Below are 13,025 nucleotides of genomic sequence, written 5' to 3'. Positions count from 1 at the left end.
GAGCCTTATGAACGATCAACAACGCCTCGAACTCGAAGCCGCCGCTTTCCGCCGGCTGGTGGCCCATCTGGACAGCCGCAAGGATGTGCAGAACATCGACCTGATGAACCTCTCGGGCTTCTGCCGCAACTGCTTGTCCAAGTGGTACAAGGCCGAAGCCGATGAGCGCCAGATCGAGCTGAGCCTCGATGACGCCCGCGAAGTGGTGTACGGCATGCCCTACGCCGAATGGAAAGCCCAGTACCAGAAAGAAGCCAGCGCCGACCAGCAGGCCGCGTTTGCCAAAGGAAAAACCCATGACTGATTTGAATATCCTGCGCGCCAGCCTCGACAGCGGCGAACATGTTTTTGCCGACACCCTGGCGTTTGTTGCTGCCGGTTACGACTATCAGCCGCAAGCCTTTACCAATGGCGATGTGGAAAACGCTGCCGGGCAGAACGAAGGTTCGTGCAAGACCTTGGGTCTGGCGTTGCTGGAAGGGTTGAGCGATCAGCAAGCGCTGCTGGCGTTTGGTGAGCATTACCGTTCGGTGGTGGCCACGCCTGAGGGCAGTGACCATGGGAATATTCGGGCGTTGATGACTCATGGTCTGGCGGGCGTGAAGTTCGCTGCGCAGCCCCTCACTCGCCGCTAAGCTTCCCGTAGGAGCGAGCTCGCTCGCGAAAAACCTGAGTACGCTACGGAGTATCAGGTTTCCCCTCATTATCGTTGACGCTTTTCGCGAGCAAGCTCGCTCCTACAGAAATCCCGCGCATAAAAAAACCGGCCTCGCAGCCGGTTTTTTTGGTTCAACAGGTTCAGAACGTAGCGTTCTGCAGGCCGTCGAGGTAACGCTCGGCATCCAGTGCCGCCATGCAACCGGCGCCGGCCGAGGTGATAGCTTGGCGGTAGACGTGGTCGGCCACGTCACCGGCGGCGAAGATACCTTCGATGTTGGTCGCAGTGGCGTTGCCTTCACGGCCGCCCTGCACCACCAGGTAACCGTCCTTGGCTTCCAGCACGCCTTCGAACAGCGAGGTGTTCGGAGTGTGGCCGATGGCGATGAACACACCGTCGACTGTCAGCTCGTCGAAGCTGCCGTCGTTGTTTTTCAGGCGCGCACCGGTCACGCCCATGTTGTCGCCCAGGACTTCGTCCAGGGTGGCGTTGAGCTTGAGGATGATCTTGCCTTCAGCGACACGGGCGTGCAGCTTGTCGATCAGGATCTTCTCGGCGCGGAAGGTCTCGCGACGGTGAACCAGGGTCACGGTACTGGCGATGTTGGCCAGGTACAGTGCCTCTTCCACGGCGGTGTTGCCGCCGCCAACCACGGCGACCGGCTTGTTGCGGTAGAAAAAACCGTCGCAGGTCGCGCAAGCCGAAACGCCTTTGCCCATGAACGCCTCTTCCGATGGCAGGCCCAGGTAACGGGCGCTGGCGCCGGTGGCGATGATCAGTGCGTCACAGGTGTACACGCCGCTGTCGCCGGTCAGGCTGTAAGGCTTTTTGGAAAAGTCGACCTGGTTGATGTGATCAAACACGATCTCGGTTTCAAAGCGCTCGGCGTGCTCTTTCATACGCTCCATCAGTACCGGGCCGGTCAGGCCGTGGACGTCGCCCGGCCAGTTGTCGACTTCAGTGGTGGTGGTCAACTGACCGCCCGCCTGCATGCCGGTGATCAGCAGCGGCTTGAGGTTGGCCCGGGCAGCGTAGACGGCAGCGCTGTAACCGGCAGGGCCGGAACCGAGAATAATCACTCGCGAATGACGGGTAGCAGACATGACTCACTCCTATCGACCGCCCGGACTACAAGGCGGCTGGAATAAAAAAGGGACCACGAAGCACTTGGGGAAGGCTTGAACTCGCGGGCCCTGAAAATAATGGGTGCAGCGTATCGAGGGGGGCAAGATTAAGGAAATACGCAATAACAATCCAGCTCATAGGCGGTCTCTATGCAGTCGAGCCGGTTGATCGACAGGTTTGTTTCTGCTGATGTCGCCGCTTTCGCCCAAGAGGTAAAGCCGGTAAGGTCGGCGCGTTCGTCCCTTTGCTCGGAGTTCTCCATGCCCGCCCCTGTTCTTTCCGGCCCGCAATACCTGCGTGAAGGCCTCAAGCTGGTATTGAGCCCTGGCTTGCGCCTGTTTGTACTGCTGCCGCTGGCGATCAACCTGGTGCTGTTCATCGGCTTGATCTATTTCGCCGGTCATCAGTTCAGCCTATGGGTCGACCACCTGATGCCGACGCTGCCGAGCTGGCTGAGCTTCCTGAATTACCTGATCTGGCCGCTGTTTGTGGTGCTGGTGGTATTGATGGTGTTTTTCACCTTCACCATGCTGGCCAACATCATCGCGGCGCCGTTCAATGGCTTTCTCTCGGAGAAAGTCGAAGTGGTGGTGCGCGGCACCGATGATTTCCCGGCCTTCAGCTGGGGCGAGCTGATCGCCATGGTGCCGCGCACCCTGGCGCGGGAAATGCGCAAGCTGGGCTACTTCCTGCCGCGGGCCATCGGCTTGTTTATCCTCTCGTTCATTCCCGTGGTCAACCTGATCGCCGCGCCGTTGTGGCTGTTGTTTGGCGTGTGGATGATGGCGATCCAATACATCGACTACCCGGCCGACAACCACAAGCTGGGCTGGAACGAAATGCTCGCCTGGCTGCGCCAGAAACGCTGGCAGAGCCTGAGCTTTGGCGGCATCGTTTACCTGGTGTTGCTGGTGCCGGTGGTCAACCTGCTGATGATGCCGGCGGCAGTGGCCGGCGCGACGTTGTTCTGGGTGCGCGAACAAGGGGCCGAGGCGATGGCGCAGCAGCAAAAAGTGACCCAGTCATAAATCCATCATGCCAATGACACAATGACGACATGGCCCACGACGACACTGTGGGTCATGACGACAGCTTCGCTCCACATTACGCTCATCACCGAAACCTTCCCGCCAGAGATCAACGGGGTGGCCAATACCCTTGGCCGCCTGTGCGAGGGCCTGCGTGCACGCGGCCATCAAGTCGAGCTGGTGCGACCGCGCCAGGGCGCCGACCAGAGCCGTCCCAGCGACGACGCATTGCTGCTGTGCCGCGGCTGGCCGCTGCCGGGTTACCCAGGCCTGCAGTGGGGCCAGTCGTCGATGCACAAGTTGCTACGACGCTGGACGCGCCAACGCCCGGACGTGTTGTATATCGCCACCGAGGGGCCGCTGGGGCTGTCGGCGTTGCGTGCGGCGAGGCGCCTGGGGATCAGCGTCGTCAGCGGCTTTCATACGAATTTCCAGCAGTATTCGAACCAGTACGGCTTGAGCTTGCTAAGTCGTATGGTCACCCACTACCTGCGCTGGTTTCATAACCGCTCGAGCCTGACCCTGGTACCCAGCGCCAGCCAGCGCCTGGAGTTGGAGCGCAAGCATTTCGAACGGCTGGGGATGCTGTCGCGCGGCGTGGACAGCCAGTTGTTCCATCCAGCGAAACGCGACGGCAACCTGCGCAAACATTGGGGATTGGAGAGCGACGATATCGCGGTGCTGCATGTTGGACGCCTGGCCCAGGAAAAGAACCTCGGCCTCCTCAAGCGCTGTTTTGATGAGCTTCAGAACACCTACGCAAGACGGCGCCTGAAACTGATCATCGTCGGTGACGGCCCGCAACGCCCGGCACTGGAGCGCGAGTTGCCCGATGCGGTGTTCTGCGGTACCCAGCGAGGCGAAGAACTGGCGCGGCATTACGCCTCGGGTGACCTGTTCCTGTTTCCCAGCCTGACGGAGACGTTTGGCAATGTGGTGCTTGAAGCGATGGCCTCGGGACTTGGCGTGGTGGCGTACGACCAGGCGGCTGCGACCCAGCATATTCGCCATGGCTACAACGGCGTCCTGGCAATGCCAGGGGACGAGGCTGCGTTTTGCGACGCGGCTATCTGGCTGCTGGAGGAGCGCGAGACCCTGCGCAGGGCTCGCCTGAATGCGCGGCAACATGCCAGTCGTCAAGGCTGGCCGGCGATTATCGAGGCGTTTGAAAACCAGCTGCGCGGCGTGTGCAGTGAGCGCGTTGCAACGCCTGGCGCAACGCTATCCCCGGCAAGCGAGCCACTTGACAGCACCTGCAAAGATTTACCTGATATTTAAAATGGGAACGACCGGCTCCCGATTGCCATTCATTGATACCTGCCGATGCGAGCAGGCTTTTTAATCGATGGAGGGTGAGGAATGGAAACTTATGCAATGGCCACACACAGCAGCGCAAACCTATCGCTGCAGGAAAGAAACCGTCAGCGGCAGATTCTGGATGGCTCCCGCACGGAACCGACGACATATGACCAGTCTCACCGTCAAACCGGGATAGGAACCCACCAACATCACCTGCCCAACAAGAAGCTGCAATACTAAACCCTGAGGTAATTTGAGCGCCCTGCGGTCGTCGCAAGGCGCTTTCTTTTTACACCAAGGTCGTCAACGCCTCACGACTGAACGGCAGAATGTCACCCTCGCGACCTTCGCGCACCTTCACCGCCCAATCCGGATCCACCAGCAGCGCGCGGCCCACGGCGACCAGGTCGAACTCGTTGTTGTTCAGGCGCTCCAGCAGTTTCTCCAGGCTGGCCGGCTGCGCGACCTTGTCGGTGTTGACCATGAACTGCAGGAACTCGCCGTCCAGGCCAACGCTGCCGACGGTAATGGTCGGCTTGCCGGTGAGCTGGCGGGTCCAGCCGGCCAGGTTGAGGTCGGAGCCTTCGAATTCCGGCTCCCAGAAGCGACGGGTGGAGCAGTGGAAAATGTCCACACCAGCATCAGACAACGGCTTGAGAAATTCGCCCAGCGCTTCGGGGGTTTGCACCAGACGCGCGGTGTAATCCTGCTGTTTCCACTGCGAAAAGCGAAAGATGATCGGGAAGTCCGGACCAACCGCGGCGCGGGTGGCCTGGATCAACTCGATGGCGAAACGCGAGCGATTGGCCAGGCTGCCGCCGTATTCGTCGGTACGCTGGTTGCTGCCTTCCCAGAAGAACTGGTCGACCAGATAGCCGTGGGCACCGTGGATCTCCACGCCGTCCATGCCGATGTCCTGGGCGTCCCTGGCGGCTTGGGCAAAGGCGTTGATGACGTCCTTGATATCCTGGGCGGTCATGCCATGCACCACCACATTGCCGTCCTTGAGTTTTTCCATCGGGCCGTAGGCCGGCACGCGGCCATCAGGCTCGGTGCCGAGACGGCGAACGCTGCCCACGTGCCACAGCTGCGGGACGATTTTGCCGCCTTCGGCATGCACCGCGTCGACGACTTTCTTCCAGCCGGCCAGCGCGGCCTCACCGTAGAAGTGCGGCACGTTGGGGTAGCCGTTGGAGGCTTGATGGCCGACCACGGTGCCCTCGGTGATGATCAGGCCCACGCAAGCGGCCGCACGGCGGCGGTAGTACTCGATGACTTGGGCATTCGGCACACCGCCTGGAGAGAACGAACGGGTCATCGGCGCCATGACGACGCGGGTCGACAGTTGCAATGCGCCCAGCTGGAAAGGTTTGAACAAGGCTTGGACAGGCATGGGAGCACTCCACAGGGAACGGGGTTTATGATGCGGATAATATGCAGAGCGTTGAGCCCCTGATAGCACTATTGATCTGGGTGATTAAGGGGTAAAAGTGTTAAGGCATTCGGGCTGCTGAGCAGCCCGTCGCGGGCAAGCCCGCTCACTACGGAGATAGGGATTCAGCTCAGGGCTTTTTCGATGGCCTGGACGATCGAGGGGTCTTCCGGTGGGGTGCGCGGCGAAAAGCGCGCCAGGACACGGCCATCTTTGCCGAGCAGGAATTTTTCGAAGTTCCAAGTGATATCCCCTGGGAACTCGGCGCCCTCGCCCGCCAGCAAACGGTACAGCTGGTGACGGTCAGGGCCGTTGACCTCAAGCTTGCTGCCCAGCGGGAAAGTCACCCCGTAGTTGAGGCTGCAGAATGCCCGGATCTCTTGCTCGCTACCCGGTTCCTGGCCTGCAAATTGATTGCAGGGCAGGCCAAGCACGGTGAACCCCTGGCCTTTGTACTGCTGGTAGAGGTTCTCCAAAGCCGCATACTGCGGGGTCAAGCCACATTTGGAGGCCACGTTGACCACCAGCACCACTTGCCCCTTGAACGGCGCCAGCGGCAGCTCTTGTCCGTCCAAAGCTTTGAGTTTCAGGTCGTGGAAAGCACTCATGACGAACTCCAGATATCCATGTTTTCGCATTGCCGCGTTTCGAGATTACAACCCGCAAGCCTGCAATCATAGACGCCGATTGCAAAAATCGCCTGCAGGTTACTGAGCGGTCGGCCAGGGCAAAATCGGAATCGCCGTCACGGCGTTCTGCGGGCTGCCTTCGATCAGGCGGTCGCTGTAGACCAGGTACACCAGGGTGTTGCGCTTCTTGTCGAGGAAACGCACCACCTGCATGGTCTTGAACACCAGGGACGTGCGCTCCTTGAACACTTCGTCGCCATCCTTGAGTTCGCCCTTGAAGCGGATCGGCCCGACCTGACGGCAGGCAATCGAGGCTTCGGCGCGGTCCTCGGCCAGGCCCAGGCCGCCTTTGACGCCGCCGGTCTTGGCGCGCGACAGGTAGCAGGTCACGCCGTCGACCTTGGGATCGTCAAAGGCTTCAACGACAATTCGGTCGTTGGGTCCTACAAACTTGAACACCGTCGAGACCTGGCCGATTTCTTCGGCGGATGCCAGCAGCGGCAGGGCCAACAGCAGGCCGAGCAATCCCTTCATTAAACGCATCGTGTATTCCTTTGGTTAGACCAGAATCAGGTTGTCGCGGTGAACCAGTTCCGGCTCGGCCATGTAACCCAAGATTCCGACAATCGCATCGGACGATTGTCCAATGATCTTCTGCGCTTCGAGCGCACTGTAGTTGGCCAGGCCACGGGCGATCTCACGACCATCCGGCGCGACACACACCACCATTTCGCCACGGCGGAAGCTGCCCTGCACCAACTTGACGCCCACCGGCAGCAGGCTCTTGTTGCCTTGGGACAGGGCCGACACCGCGCCGGCGTCCAGCACCAGGGTGCCACGGGTTTGCAGGTGACCGGCCAGCCACTGCTTGCGCGCCGCCAGCATGCCGCGTTCCGGCGACAACAGGGTGCCGATGCGCTCGCCGGCCTTGAGACGGTCCAGCACGCGCTCAATACGCCCGCCAACAATGATGGTGTGGGCACCGGAACGCGCGGCCAGGCGCGCGGCGCGCAGCTTGGTCTGCATGCCGCCACGGCCCAGGGCACCGCCGACGCTGCCGGCCACAGCATCCAGTGCCGGGTCATCGGCGCGGGCTTCGTAGATCAACTGGGCGTCCGGGTTGTTGCGGGGGTCGGCGTCGAACATGCCGTCGCGGTCGGTGAGGATCACCAGCAGGTCGGCTTCCACCAGGTTGGCCACCAGGGCGGCCAGGGTGTCGTTGTCGCCGAAGCGGATTTCATCGGTGACCACGGTGTCGTTTTCGTTGATCACCGGGATGACCTTGAGCTCCACCAGCGCGCGCAGGGTACTGCGGGCGTTGAGGTAGCGCTTGCGGTCGGACAGGTCGTCGTGGGTCAGCAGGATCTGCGCCGTGTGGCGGCCATGCTCGGCAAAGCTGGATTCCCAGGCTTGCACCAGGCCCATCTGGCCGATGGCGGCGGCTGCTTGCAGCTCGTGCATCGCGCTGGGTCGCGCGGTCCAGCCGAGGCGGCTCATGCCGGCGGCCACAGCCCCGGACGAGACCAGCACCAACTCCACACCGGCCTCATGCAAGGCCACCATCTGCTCGACCCAGACGCTCATGGCTGCGCGATCCAGCCCCTTGCCATCGGCCGTCAGCAGCGCACTTCCGATCTTCACGACCCAGCGCTGCGCACCTGTCACTTTGCTCCGCATCATCTTCAACCTTAGATTGAGGGCTGCGCGACCCAGCGCGGCCCATAACGTTATACCCGGATACCAAAACGCCGCTCCAAAGGAGCGGCGTTCAAGTTTATCGCAACGAATCAGTCGCGCACGTAAATGATTTCCGGACCGTCTTCATCATCCACGTCTTCTTCGTCCCAATCATCGTCGCCGATGTCATGGACCGACTTCACGCCGCTGCGGCGCAGGGCACGTTGGTCGTCCAGGGCCTGCAACTGGGCACGGGCTTCGTCTTCGATCTGCTGGTCGAGTTCGGCCAGCTCTGCCTTGAACACAGGATCGGCCGCGAGGCGGTCGGCACGGTCTTCGAGGTAGCGCATGATGTCTCGGGTCAGGCGCTCGGTGCCTTCTTTGGCGATGGCCGAGATGACGTAGACCGGACCTTCCCACTCCAGGCGGTCGACGATTTCCTTGACGCGCTCTTCGTGCTCTTCTTCCAGGATCTGGTCGCATTTGTTCAGCACCAGCCAGCGATCACGTTCGGCCAGGGCCGGGCTGAACTTGGTCAGTTCACTGACGATCACTTCAGCGGCGTCGGCAGCGCTGGTGTCATCCAGTGGCGCCATGTCGACGAGGTGCAGCAGCAAACGGGTACGCGACAAGTGCTTGAGGAAGCGAATCCCCAGGCCGGCGCCATCGGAAGCGCCTTCGATCAGACCGGGAATGTCGGCGATCACGAAGCTTTTCCAACGGTCGACGCTGACCACGCCCAGGTTGGGCACCAGGGTGGTGAACGGGTAGTCGGCAACTTTCGGCTTGGCGGCCGAGACCGAGCGGATGAAGGTACTCTTGCCAGCATTCGGCAGGCCCAGCAGGCCCACGTCGGCGAGTACTTTCATCTCCAGCTTGAGGTCACGCTGCTCGCCCGGCTTGCCAGGGGTCGTCTGGCGTGGCGCGCGGTTGGTACTGGACTTGAATCGGGTGTTACCCAGACCGTGCCAGCCGCCCTGCACCACCATCAGCTTCTGGCCGGCCTTGGTCAGGTCGCCGATGACTTCCTGGGTAGCGGAGTCGATGATCGTGGTGCCGACCGGTACGCGCAGCACCAGGTCTTCGCCTTTTTTACCGGTGCAGTCGGTGCTGCCGCCGTTGGAGCCACGCTCGGCATCGAAGTGCCGGGTGTAACGGTAGTCGACCAGGGTGTTGAGGTTTTCATCGGCCATCATGTAGATAGAACCGCCGTCACCGCCGTCACCGCCGTTGGGGCCACCGTTTTCGATGAACTTTTCGCGGCGGAAACTCATGCAACCGTTACCGCCGTCGCCTGCTTTTACTCGGATGGAAACTTCATCAACGAACTTCATAACAAAACGCCTCTCGCCGCACGGACGAGCTTAAAAAACCAAGACATAAGACTCTTGCAAAAATGAGCGTAGCGACCTCAATCAGCGACCGCAAATCCAGCCCGAGAGCCCATCACAAACAGCTTTGCAAGAGACTCACCCCACAAACGAAAAAGCCCCGTCGCGAGACAGGGCTTTTCCAGCGATCTCGCAGTTAGGCTGCGACAACGCTCACGTAACGGCGGTTGAACGCGCCTTTTACTTCAAACTTGATCACGCCTTCGATTTTCGCGAAGAGGGTGTGATCCTTACCCATGCCTACACCGTAACCGGCGTGGAATTGGGTGCCGCGCTGACGCACGATGATGTTGCCCGGAATGATTTTCTGGCCGCCATACATCTTAACGCCAAGGCGTTTGGCTTCTGAGTCGCGACCGTTACGGGTACTACCACCAGCTTTTTTGTGTGCCATGAGTCAATTCTCCTAGTGAGGAATTAGGCTGAAATTAAGCCTGAATACCGGTGATTTTGATCTCGGTGTACCACTGGCGGTGGCCCATACGCTTCATGTGGTGCTTACGACGACGGAACTTGATGATGCGGATTTTATCGTGACGACCTTGGGAAATCACTTCAGCCACAACGGTAGCGCCAGCAACCACTGGAGCGCCGATGTTCACGTCATCGCCATTGGCGACCAACAGAACGCGATCAAAAGTCACGGATTCGCCGGTGGCGATTTCCAGTTTTTCGATCTTCAGGTATTCACCTGGGGCGACCTTGTATTGCTTGCCACCAGTAACAATTACTGCGTACGACATGGTATTTCTCCGATAATCCTGCTCACCCAGCGCTTTATAAGAAGAGGTATTGGCTGGCATGGCTGCATGGGATGGACGTCCCGAATGCAATTGCGTAAGGCAGGTGCTGCCCAGGAAGTTCAGGGTGCGCGATTGTACGCAAGGCGTTGATGCGTTGCAAGTGGCCGTCTATCGCGCCTTGACACTGCGGACCCTGGGTCCTAGCATGCCGCGCAACCCTTCTGGAGCGACTGTCGCTGATGCAACCCCAAGCTTTCTACCGCGCGGTCGCGGACGATTTTAGCGCCGTCGACGGTATCATCAAGAAGCAACTGACTTCTAAAGTGCCGCTGGTCTCCAAGATTGGCGACTATATTACGTCGGCGGGCGGTAAACGCCTGCGTCCTTTATTAGTGTTGCTCTGCGGCAAGGCACTGGGCCGCGAAGGCGATGACCTGCGCCTTCTGGCCGCCACCATCGAATTCCTGCACACCGCCACCTTGCTGCATGACGACGTGGTCGACATGTCCGGCATGCGCCGTGGCCGCGAGACCGCCAACGCCATGTGGGGCAACGCGCCCAGCGTGCTGGTGGGCGACTTCCTGTACTCGCGCTCGTTCGAAATGATGGTTGAACTCGGCTCGATGCCGGTGATGAAGATCCTCTCCCAGGCCACACGCATCATTGCCGAAGGCGAAGTGTTGCAACTGTCCAAGGTGCGCGACGCCAGCACCACCGAAGAAACCTATATGGAAGTGATTCGCGGCAAAACCGCGATGCTCTTCGAAGCCTCGACCCATAGCGCCGCTGCGCTGTGTGGCGCAACGGCCGAACAGGCCGAAGCCCTGCGCACCTTTGGCGATCACCTGGGCGTGGCGTTCCAACTGGTGGACGACCTGCTCGACTACCGTGGCGACGCCGAAACCCTGGGCAAGAACGTCGGCGACGACCTGGCCGAGGGCAAGCCGACCTTGCCGCTGATCTACACCATGCGCGAAGGCACGCCGGAACAGGCCGCCCTGGTGCGCAAGGCGATCCAGAAAGGCGGGATCGAAGACCTGGAAGCCATCCGCGCCGCCGTCGAAGCGTCGGGGTCGCTGGAGTACACGGCGCAGCTGGCGCGCGATTATGTGGCCCGTGCGATCAAATGCCTGGACGCCCTTCCGGCCAGCGAATACCGGGATGCACTGGTGGAGCTGAGTGAGTTTGCGGTAGCGCGTACGCACTGATTCCGCCCTGCTGGGGGAGCTGGCTTGCATCTTTGTAGTGAGCGGGCTTGTCCCGCGCAGGGCTGCGAAGCGGCCCCAATAAAGAAACAGCAGTGCTCCAGATGGAACCAAGGCGCCTGGTTTGGGGCGGCTTCGCCACCCAGCGCGGGACAAGCCCGCTCACTACAGGGTTTTGCGGCGCCGCCCCCAAATAGGCAATAAACCCTATATAATGTGCGACTTTTTAGCCATCCTGACTCCCAAGGAGCTTTAGTGAGCACGTTGCCACCCTGCCCGAAATGCAATTCCGAATTCACCTACGAAGACGGCACCCAGCTGATCTGCCCGGAATGCGCCCATGAGTGGTCCGCCAACGGCGAGACCGAGGCGGCCGGCGATGAAACCGTCAAGAAAGACTCTGTGGGTAATGTCCTGCAGGACGGCGACACCATCACCGTGATCAAGGACCTCAAGGTCAAGGGCACCTCACTGGTCGTCAAGGTCGGCACCAAGGTCAAGAACATCCGCCTGTGCGACGGCGACCACGATATCGATTGCAAGATCGACGGGATCGGCCCGATGAAGCTCAAGTCCGAGTTCGTGCGCAAAGTCTGAACCCCGCTGCCTCCATCCCGCGCCCGCCGCGGGATGGCGTTTCGCCCTCTCCTTGATCGAACACACTGCCCATCCAGAAAAAACCATAAACCGCCAATAGGCGCTTGCTATTCTATGAATAAGAATTATTCTCATTGAAACCGATCAAGGAGAACGCCCATGACTTATTTGATAGATGCCTGGCTGGACCGCCCACACCCTTACCTGCGGATCCTGCATCGGGAAACCGGTGAAGTCTGTGCGGTACTGGAAGAAGAAGCACTGAACGAGCTGCAAGACCAGGGCGATCTGGACGTGAATGGCTTGAGTTCAAGTGAACCGGGAGTGCTGAAGGAGGTGGTGCGCAATCTGTTTCTGTTCTGCTATGCCCGAGCGTTGCGCCCGGCGACGGAGCTGCATGGCAAGTTTCATCCATGAAAAACCACGCACAGTCTGTGGAAATGGGCTTTATGTGGGAGCGGGCTTGCTCGCGAAGCAGACAACTCGGTGTATCAGACAGACCGAGTTGATGCATTCGCGAGCAAGCCCGCTCCCACACAAGCCCAACACCCGCAGAAATCAGCAGGCCTTACAGAACGTCGAGCAGCTCGACGTCGAACACCAGAACGCTGTGCGGCGGGATGCTGCCAACGCCTTGAGCGCCGTAGGCCAGTTCGCTCGGCACGTACAGGCGCCATTTGCTGCCGGCATTCATCAGTTGCAGGGCTTCGGTCCAGCCGGCGATCACGCCGCCCACCGGGAATTCCGCAGGCTGGCCGCGATCGTAGGAGCTGTCAAACACAGTGCCGTCGATCAGGGTGCCGTGGTAGTGGGTACGTACCTGGTCTTCGCGGCTTGGCTTGGCGCCTGTACCTGCGGTCAACACTTCGAATTGCAGGCCGGACGCCAGGGTGGTGATGCCCTCGCGCTTAGCGTTTTCAGCCAGGAAGGCCAGGCCGGCGCCGGCAGCGGCTTCAGCCTTGGCAGCCGCTTCGGCTTGCATGATTTCGCGAATCACCTTGAAGCTGGCAGCCATTTGCTCTTGGTCAACACGGCTTGGCTTGCCAGCGAACGCGTCGGTCAGGCCGGCAAGGATCGCGTCCAGGCTCACGCCTGGCGGCGGGTTATCGCGCAGTTGGTCGCCCAGTTGACGGCCAATACCGTAGCTGACGCGGGTTTCGTCGGTGGACAGATTGACTTCGGGCATCAAATGGCTCCGCTGTAGGGCGGGTACGAAAACCACTGTTTTGCGTGCCGCCCAG

Annotated in this window: 16 protein-coding genes; 7 read left to right on the top strand and 9 right to left on the bottom strand. The window is 60.5% G+C overall.

Annotated elements, in window-relative coordinates; genetic code table 11:
- Window positions 1-7: 7 nt before the first annotated feature.
- Window positions 8-304: a DUF1244 domain-containing protein gene (locus ACLH0H_RS13885; RefSeq protein WP_010206472.1), complete on the top strand. Its 297-nt coding sequence runs from the start codon at window positions 8-10 to the stop codon at window positions 302-304.
- On the top strand, window positions 297-635 hold the full coding sequence (locus tag ACLH0H_RS13880) for a HopJ type III effector protein (protein WP_411378480.1): 339 nt from the start codon (window positions 297-299) through the stop codon (window positions 633-635). The genes ACLH0H_RS13885 and ACLH0H_RS13880 overlap by 8 nt, the downstream gene beginning before the upstream one ends.
- A gap of 163 nt (window positions 636-798) precedes the next feature.
- Here the strand turns inward: ACLH0H_RS13880 and trxB are convergent, their stop codons facing one another.
- The gene (gene trxB, locus ACLH0H_RS13875; RefSeq protein WP_076949943.1) at window positions 799-1,761 is read right to left on the bottom strand and encodes a thioredoxin-disulfide reductase; all 963 of its coding nucleotides are present in this window, start codon (window positions 1,759-1,761) and stop codon (window positions 799-801) included.
- Window positions 1,762-2,043: 282 nt separating this feature from the next.
- Here trxB and cysZ point away from each other — a divergent pair, with 282 nt between their 5' ends.
- Both cysZ and ACLH0H_RS13865 read left to right on the top strand, forming a co-directional pair.
- The gene (cysZ, locus tag ACLH0H_RS13870; protein ID WP_411378479.1) at window positions 2,044-2,811 is read left to right on the top strand and encodes a sulfate transporter CysZ; all 768 of its coding nucleotides are present in this window, start codon (window positions 2,044-2,046) and stop codon (window positions 2,809-2,811) included.
- A 54-nt stretch (window positions 2,812-2,865) separates the two neighbouring features.
- A complete protein-coding gene (locus tag ACLH0H_RS13865; RefSeq protein ID WP_411378478.1) occupies window positions 2,866-4,089 on the top strand; it encodes a glycosyltransferase family 4 protein in 1,224 nt (407 codons plus the stop codon).
- 310 nt (window positions 4,090-4,399) lie between these two features.
- Here the strand turns inward: ACLH0H_RS13865 and ACLH0H_RS13860 are convergent, their stop codons facing one another.
- The 7 genes from ACLH0H_RS13860 to rplU form a co-directional block, all read right to left on the bottom strand.
- On the bottom strand, window positions 4,400-5,503 hold the full coding sequence (locus tag ACLH0H_RS13860; protein WP_411378477.1) for an NADH:flavin oxidoreductase: 1,104 nt from the start codon (window positions 5,501-5,503) through the stop codon (window positions 4,400-4,402).
- A 164-nt stretch (window positions 5,504-5,667) separates the two neighbouring features.
- Window positions 5,668-6,150, bottom strand: coding sequence for a glutathione peroxidase (locus tag ACLH0H_RS13855; RefSeq protein ID WP_411378476.1), 483 nt, complete (start codon window positions 6,148-6,150; stop codon window positions 5,668-5,670).
- A 99-nt stretch (window positions 6,151-6,249) separates the two neighbouring features.
- Entirely contained in the window at window positions 6,250-6,714 is a 465-nt protein-coding gene (locus ACLH0H_RS13850) for a CreA family protein (protein WP_076949948.1), read from the bottom strand.
- A 15-nt stretch (window positions 6,715-6,729) separates the two neighbouring features.
- Window positions 6,730-7,848, bottom strand: a complete 1,119-nt coding sequence (proB, locus tag ACLH0H_RS13845; protein WP_411382408.1) for a glutamate 5-kinase — start codon at window positions 7,846-7,848, stop codon at window positions 6,730-6,732.
- A gap of 110 nt (window positions 7,849-7,958) precedes the next feature.
- Entirely contained in the window at window positions 7,959-9,182 is a 1,224-nt protein-coding gene (gene cgtA / locus ACLH0H_RS13840; protein WP_065883536.1) for an Obg family GTPase CgtA, read from the bottom strand.
- 193 nt (window positions 9,183-9,375) lie between these two features.
- Window positions 9,376-9,633, bottom strand: coding sequence for a 50S ribosomal protein L27 (gene rpmA, locus ACLH0H_RS13835; protein WP_003176049.1), 258 nt, complete (start codon window positions 9,631-9,633; stop codon window positions 9,376-9,378).
- Between the two features lie 34 nt (window positions 9,634-9,667).
- Window positions 9,668-9,982 (bottom strand): 50S ribosomal protein L21, encoded by a 315-nt coding sequence (gene rplU / locus ACLH0H_RS13830; RefSeq protein WP_003230856.1) that lies wholly within the window; start codon window positions 9,980-9,982, stop codon window positions 9,668-9,670.
- Window positions 9,983-10,221: 239 nt separating this feature from the next.
- Between rplU and ACLH0H_RS13825 the strand changes: the two genes are divergently transcribed.
- From ACLH0H_RS13825 to ACLH0H_RS13815, 3 genes are all read left to right on the top strand, one after another.
- A complete protein-coding gene (locus ACLH0H_RS13825) occupies window positions 10,222-11,190 on the top strand; it encodes a polyprenyl synthetase family protein (RefSeq protein ID WP_411378475.1) in 969 nt (322 codons plus the stop codon).
- 252 nt (window positions 11,191-11,442) lie between these two features.
- Window positions 11,443-11,784 (top strand): zinc ribbon domain-containing protein YjdM, encoded by a 342-nt coding sequence (locus ACLH0H_RS13820; protein WP_034100559.1) that lies wholly within the window; start codon window positions 11,443-11,445, stop codon window positions 11,782-11,784.
- A 159-nt stretch (window positions 11,785-11,943) separates the two neighbouring features.
- Window positions 11,944-12,201, top strand: coding sequence for a hypothetical protein (locus ACLH0H_RS13815; protein ID WP_017735021.1), 258 nt, complete (start codon window positions 11,944-11,946; stop codon window positions 12,199-12,201).
- A gap of 151 nt (window positions 12,202-12,352) precedes the next feature.
- Here the strand turns inward: ACLH0H_RS13815 and ACLH0H_RS13810 are convergent, their stop codons facing one another.
- Window positions 12,353-12,970 (bottom strand): FKBP-type peptidyl-prolyl cis-trans isomerase, encoded by a 618-nt coding sequence (locus tag ACLH0H_RS13810; RefSeq protein ID WP_411378474.1) that lies wholly within the window; start codon window positions 12,968-12,970, stop codon window positions 12,353-12,355.
- Between the last annotated feature and the right edge of the window lie 55 nt (window positions 12,971-13,025).

The organism is Pseudomonas sp. MPB26, from assembly GCF_046605355.1.
Classification (GTDB): Bacteria; Pseudomonadota; Gammaproteobacteria; order Pseudomonadales; family Pseudomonadaceae; genus Aquipseudomonas; species Aquipseudomonas cedrina.
This window is presented reverse-complemented; position numbering and strand designations above follow the sequence as displayed.

Excerpts from the sequence above, each read along its gene's own strand:
- cgtA (WP_065883536.1), bottom strand. The coding sequence starts at position 9,182 with ATGAAGTTCGTTGATGAAGTTTCCATCCGAGTAAAAGCAGGCGACGGC.
- ACLH0H_RS13860 (WP_411378477.1), bottom strand. The coding sequence starts at position 5,503 with ATGCCTGTCCAAGCCTTGTTCAAACCTTTCCAGCTGGGCGCATTGCAA.
- ACLH0H_RS13885 (WP_010206472.1), top strand. The coding sequence starts at position 8 with ATGAACGATCAACAACGCCTCGAACTCGAAGCCGCCGCTTTCCGCCGG.
- ACLH0H_RS13850 (WP_076949948.1), bottom strand. The coding sequence starts at position 6,714 with ATGCGTTTAATGAAGGGATTGCTCGGCCTGCTGTTGGCCCTGCCGCTG.
- proB (WP_411382408.1), bottom strand. The coding sequence starts at position 7,848 with ATGCGGAGCAAAGTGACAGGTGCGCAGCGCTGGGTCGTGAAGATCGGA.
- ACLH0H_RS13825 (WP_411378475.1), top strand. The coding sequence starts at position 10,222 with ATGCAACCCCAAGCTTTCTACCGCGCGGTCGCGGACGATTTTAGCGCC.
- rplU (WP_003230856.1), bottom strand. The coding sequence starts at position 9,982 with ATGTCGTACGCAGTAATTGTTACTGGTGGCAAGCAATACAAGGTCGCC.
- trxB (WP_076949943.1), bottom strand. The coding sequence starts at position 1,761 with ATGTCTGCTACCCGTCATTCGCGAGTGATTATTCTCGGTTCCGGCCCT.
- ACLH0H_RS13810 (WP_411378474.1), bottom strand. The coding sequence starts at position 12,970 with ATGCCCGAAGTCAATCTGTCCACCGACGAAACCCGCGTCAGCTACGGT.
- ACLH0H_RS13880 (WP_411378480.1), top strand. The coding sequence starts at position 297 with ATGACTGATTTGAATATCCTGCGCGCCAGCCTCGACAGCGGCGAACAT.
- ACLH0H_RS13815 (WP_017735021.1), top strand. The coding sequence starts at position 11,944 with ATGACTTATTTGATAGATGCCTGGCTGGACCGCCCACACCCTTACCTG.
- ACLH0H_RS13865 (WP_411378478.1), top strand. The coding sequence starts at position 2,866 with ATGACGACAGCTTCGCTCCACATTACGCTCATCACCGAAACCTTCCCG.
- rpmA (WP_003176049.1), bottom strand. The coding sequence starts at position 9,633 with ATGGCACACAAAAAAGCTGGTGGTAGTACCCGTAACGGTCGCGACTCA.
- cysZ (WP_411378479.1), top strand. The coding sequence starts at position 2,044 with ATGCCCGCCCCTGTTCTTTCCGGCCCGCAATACCTGCGTGAAGGCCTC.
- ACLH0H_RS13855 (WP_411378476.1), bottom strand. The coding sequence starts at position 6,150 with ATGAGTGCTTTCCACGACCTGAAACTCAAAGCTTTGGACGGACAAGAG.